Origin of the sequence: Dyella choica, from assembly GCF_003977665.1 — a bacterium.
Lineage (GTDB): Bacteria > Pseudomonadota > Gammaproteobacteria > Xanthomonadales > Rhodanobacteraceae > Dyella_B > Dyella_B choica.
The window spans coordinates 1-5456 of the sequence record NZ_RYYV01000054.1 but is presented as its reverse complement, the minus strand read 5'-3'; the positions used below and the strand labels follow the sequence as shown (position 1 = coordinate 5456).

The following is a 5456-nucleotide window of genomic DNA, read 5'->3' as shown; positions in this document are numbered from 1 at the left end:
GCAACGTACTCCACCTGGCAGATTCCTCCCCCGGGTCAAACGGGGTGGGCCGGTCAAACGGGTTGGGCCTTTCCTTTGTGCTGTGGTTTCAATCAGGTATTCACATGGCTTAGTACGCCACAGAGTGGGTTTGTTCCGCCTAATGGCTTGGGTAAGCCCGATTGTCCTTGCGCTGATCCCATCGACGTCTCCACCGGCAATCGTTTCGAGGAAGTGACGGATACCGTCATGGACGGTGATGTTGCTTTCAGGCGTTATTACAACTCGTTGTCCACCCAGACACGAGGATGGCATCTCGGTTCGAAGTGGACGTACAGTTACTCGCGACACTTGGACCTAACTCAAGCCTCGCCGCCCAGTTACATTTTAACAGGCGGCGGAGATCCGTATTCGCAGAGCTTGCTTCTTATAAATGTGGTTCGAGATGACGGGCGCCAGCTCGTCTTCACATCGAGCTACAACAACGGTGGGCCGCAGACCTGGGCCTCTAGCACGGACGTCCATGATCAGTTGACGGAGCTCTACGATAGCTCTGGAAACGTCTCAGGATGGAAGTATTTTGATGCCGCCAACCGCGTTACCGAGCTTTATTCGACCCAAGGCAGTCTTTTGAGTGTTACCGATGCTATTGACAAGACGACGACATTAACCTACATCAGTGTACCGGGCCTTGTCGCAGGCGCAACTGACGTGGTGTTGGCGTCCATCACGTCGCCAGCGGGGCGCATTTTGAAATTAACCTACACGAGTTCGGGTTCGCTCGCATCGTTGGGGCTTCCGGATGGGTCGACGCTTGCCTATCAACAGGATGCGAATCTAAATCTGACGACAGTCACTTACCCGGATGGGAAGACATTCCAGTACGTCTATAACGAGGCAGCGTATGCTGGGGGTAATAATCCGAATCTGATGACCGGTCTGGTGGATGAGGCTGGTGTACGATTTGCCACATTCTCCTACCAGAGCATCAATCAGCCCTACCAAACGTCCAACGCCGGTGGCGTCAATACATTCATCTCAAACTTTCCCGCTGGTTCTCCAACAACGAGCACGTTCACTACACCACTTAATGCAGCGCGCACGTTCAATTGGACGATCATAAACAGTCGGTCTTTCGTTTCCAGCGTGGCTAGCTCTTGTAGCGGATGTACGACCACAACGACGTCATACGTCTATGACGCCAATGGCAATCGAACACAGGTGACCGATCCGTCCGGGAACGTCACTAAATACACCTACGCAACAGATGGTAGTGGTTTGGAAATCCAGAGGGTGGAGGCTGCAGCTACCGCCGCACAACGAACTATCCAGACAAGTTGGAACGAAGCCATCCGGCAACCACTGCAACGCACCGTCCTTGACGCCAGCGGCAATACGGTCAGTAGTACACAATGGGTCTACAACGCTGCCGGTCAAACGCTGGCTAGCTGTGACATCGATCCGAGCAACAACACTGCTTCGGGTTACGCCTGCAGCAACACCGGTACAACGCCGGCGGGCGTGCGCCGCCGGACCTATACCTACTGCACGGCCGTTGACACCACGCAATGCCCGATCGTGGGATTGATGCTCACAGCGACGGGGCCGCGCACCGACACCACCCAGACCACCACCTACAGCTATTACCTGACCAGCAGCGCGACCAGCTGCGGTACCCCAGGTGCCGCCTGCTACCAGGCCGGTGACCTGCACACCATCACCGATCCCGCTGGTCACGTCACCACAATTGCTTCCTACGACGCCGATGGCCGCGTCACCCGCCTGACCGATGCCAACGGTCTGAATACGGATACGACCTACACCCCGCGCGGCTGGGTTGCCTCGCGCAACGTGGGTGGTGCCACCAGTAAGTTCACCTACACCGCTTACGGCGCCGTGCAAACCGTCACCGATCCCGATGGCGTCACCACCACCTACGGCTACGACGCCGCGCACCGCCTGGTGAAGATCATCGATGCCCAAGGCAATTACCTCCAATACACCCTGGATGCCGCCGGCAACAAAACCGCCGAGCAGGTCTATGACTCGACGGGCACCTTGCACAAGAGCCTGAGCCGCACCTTCAACCCCCTAGGCCAGCTCACCAAGGTGATGGACGGCCTCAGCCACACCGTGTTCGATGCCAGCGCCAGCAACAGCTACGACGCCAACGGCAACCTGGTGCAAAGCGCCGATGGCTTGGGTATCCAGCGCCAGCAGGGCTACGACGCCCTGAATCGCCTGGTCCAGACCCTCGACAACTACAACGGCACGAACTGACAGGGAGCCAGCTATGAAGCAAGGACAAGCAGTGAAGGGTTCGGCCGCTGTGAATGCAACCACGAGCACGGTGCTAGAAAAGGCGACGGAGATAGGGGCGCGCATGATGATGGTCAAGAGGCCGCTGGCTGGCCTTGCGCTTGGTATGGCGATGGCCATCGTTGCCGCGCCGGTGGCCGCACAGACTGCCAACACCAAGACCACCTATACCTACGATGCCCTGGATCGCCTGACCCAGGTCACGGATCCCAGCGGTCTCAATACCGCCTACCAGTACGACGGCCTGTCGGACGAAACAAAGCTCACTAGCCCCGATACCGGCGTCACCGCCAAGACCTATGACGCAGCCGGTAACGTACTGACTGCCCTCGATGCCAACGGCAACACAGTCACCTACACCTACGACGCCCAGGACCGTCGCCTGAGCGCCAGCTACGTCGACACCACTCAGAACATTACCTACACCTACGACGAGTCCAACACCGTCACCGGCTGTCCCGCCTCGTACCCCATCGGCCACCTGACCCGCATCGTCGAAAACGCCGTCACCACGGTGTTCTGCTACAACGCCCAGGGCTTCGAGATCCAGAAAGGCCAGACGGTCAACGGACACACGGATGTGACGAGCTATGCCCGCAGCGTGAGTGGCAAGATCCTGAGCATTACCCATCCCAGCGGCGACCAGGTGACCTATAGCTACGATGCGGATGGTCACATCAGTGGCGTCACCGCCACCACGCCAGCCGGCACGACAACCCTGGTCAGCAATGTAACCTATCTGCCATTCGGGCCAGTGACCGGCTACACGCTGGGTAATGGCCAGGCGATCACACGGACCTACGACGCCAATTATCGACTCACGGACCTCACCAGCCCGGCGTTCACCTTACATGTTGCACGGGATGTGATGGGCGATATCACCGCTATCGGCAACAGCCCAGGAGCCAATCCGGCCGCCGAGACATACAGTTATGACCCGTTGTATCGCCTGGCCGCCATCATGGAAGCCAACGGCACTACTCCGGAAAGCTTGACCTACAACCAGACAGGCGATCGCCTAAGCAAGACGGGCAGTGGTCTGGCAACGGGGCTTTACAGCTATAACCCCAACACACACCAGCTGGTTGCTACGGGCAATGCGGCGAGGTCGGTGGATGCCAGCGGCAATACGACTGCTATCAGTCAGGCGGGCAGTACATATGGGTTTGGTTACAACGCTCGGAACCGGATGGTGCTCGCTCAGCTGAATCAGAGCACGATTGCCGCATACACCTATAACGTGGATGGGGAGCGCGTCGCAAAAATCACCAATAGCTCTTCGGAACGCTATAACTACGATGCAGAAAGCCGAATTCTGAGCGAATACGGCGCGACCAATCGTGAATACGTGTGGATGGACGATATCCCGGTGGCGAACGTGGATGCCATGGGAACCACCAGCACCCTAGCCTATGTCATCGCCGACCAGCTCGGTACGCCTAGGGCGATCAGTGATGCCAGTGGGAACGCGGAGTGGACTTGGCCCTACGCCGGCAATGCGTGGGGTGAAAGCGCCCCAACGAGCAATGGATATACGTACAACCTGCGGTTGCCGGGGCAGTACTTTGATGTGGAGACGGGGCTGAATTACAACGTCAATCGCGATTACGATCCGACCACCGGGCGGTATGTGCAGAGCGATCCTTTGGGAGTATTTGGTGGCCAGAGCAGCACTTACGCCTATGCGAACAGCTCCCCGCTGTATTTCATAGATCCCAGCGGCACTCAGGCTTACGCTTCGCCGTACCGGACTCGGGGTGCCTCCACCATCATTTGTGATGGTAATGGACAAATTGTTGTATTCGTGGCTGATAGTGATTCATGCACCAAAGACTGTGTTGCGGCTCACGAGGAAGTGCACAGGCAAGAGGCCATGATGTCTAATATCAACGTTTGTCACGACCAGCCGTATGGCATGCAAGTGAAGCTTGGTGATCAAGTTACAACGGACAAATCAGAAGTTAGAGCTTTCGAAAAAGAACTTGATTGCCTGCGCAAAAAACTCGCAGCTTTAAAGAATTGCGATAAGTGTCGTCAGGAAATTGAAAAAGAAATTAACACGGTAGCGCAGCAAGCGATCAATTATGGTTACAGGGCAGCACATCCTACTAACGGATGGTGATGAGAATCGCCAGGGAGGCGAAGAGGTTGTCTGGTCCGATAATCCAATCACGCGAACTAATGGTGATTACGTCGCGTAGCCCGTTCTCCTCGAAGAGAGGCTTTTGTCCATGAAGGCATTCCTTGGTTTAATTCTCAGTTTTCTTTCATTCGTTGTTTGCGCTCAGGGACACGGTATTAACGTGCTGTCATCAGGCGTAGAGGTTAAGGGCGGTCGACATATTCTCAAGATGCAGGTCTGGAATTGCTCGAATCACGAGCTCGAGGTGCCTCTCGTTTTTCTTCCATGGGGTGGCGACAGCTTAGGACTCGTTCTCTATCCTGCTGGCAAAATACGCGATACCCCTCTAAAAGAAGAGTACCCCATCGCTGATTTCCCTCCTGTTAGAGTCAAAATCAAGGCAAATGGACACGTCGAGGGTGACGTCGAATTGGAACCGCGATTTGGTGACCTTAGTCGCTATGACACGAGTGATGGGCTGCTTGTCTTTTGGTCGTATGACATGAGCCTGATTACGGGTGGCAGTTCTGCGTTCAAGGCTGGCGTGGTTCCGCTGGGAAAGACGAAACTTGTCGTAACAGGCCCCAAGGCTGGCTGTCATTGATCATGAGATCTCGATATCGACATCTGGCGAGATCTGGACATCCATCGGCGGGACTGAGATTTGGGACAGCCATGAAATGGTCCATCGCTGACGAGCTAGCGCGCCATTGACTGATGTCAATGGTTCTCGGCGGAGACCAATGTGCATGCATGACCTATCCGCGCCATCAGATCGTAGTTCCGGAAACGGAAGGCTTCTTTCACTGCGTTTCCCGCTGCGTACGCCGAGCGTTCCTTTGCGGGAAGGATGCGTACAGCGGACGCTCCTACGAGCACCGGAAAGCTTGGGTAGAAGAACGACTGCTGGCGTTGGCGGAGTGTTTTGCGGTAGCGCTCTATGTAATGACCCAGCGGTTTCTGCACAGGTCAGGCCGCTAAAGCATAGGCCTCGTCGGGTGTTTTCATGCCGAGCGCCTGGTGAGGGCGCCGATGG

At 56.2% G+C, this 5456-nt stretch carries 3 protein-coding genes and 1 pseudogene; all 4 read left to right on the top strand.

Annotated elements, in window-relative coordinates:
- Positions 1-75: 75 nt before the first annotated feature.
- Positions 76-837: pseudogene (locus tag EKH80_RS24540) on the top strand (DUF6531 domain-containing protein); the annotation flags it as partial.
- A 363-nt stretch (positions 838-1200) separates the two neighbouring features.
- On the top strand, positions 1201-2259 hold the full coding sequence (locus EKH80_RS24520) for an RHS repeat domain-containing protein (protein ID WP_230473909.1): 1059 nt from the start codon (positions 1201-1203) through the stop codon (positions 2257-2259).
- A gap of 13 nt (positions 2260-2272) precedes the next feature.
- The gene (locus EKH80_RS23555; RefSeq protein WP_126687238.1) at positions 2273-4420 is read left to right on the top strand and encodes an RHS repeat-associated core domain-containing protein; all 2148 of its coding nucleotides are present in this window, start codon (positions 2273-2275) and stop codon (positions 4418-4420) included.
- Positions 4421-4529: 109 nt separating this feature from the next.
- The gene (locus EKH80_RS23550) at positions 4530-5024 is read left to right on the top strand and encodes a hypothetical protein (protein ID WP_126687237.1); all 495 of its coding nucleotides are present in this window, start codon (positions 4530-4532) and stop codon (positions 5022-5024) included.
- Positions 5025-5456 lie beyond the last annotated feature (432 nt).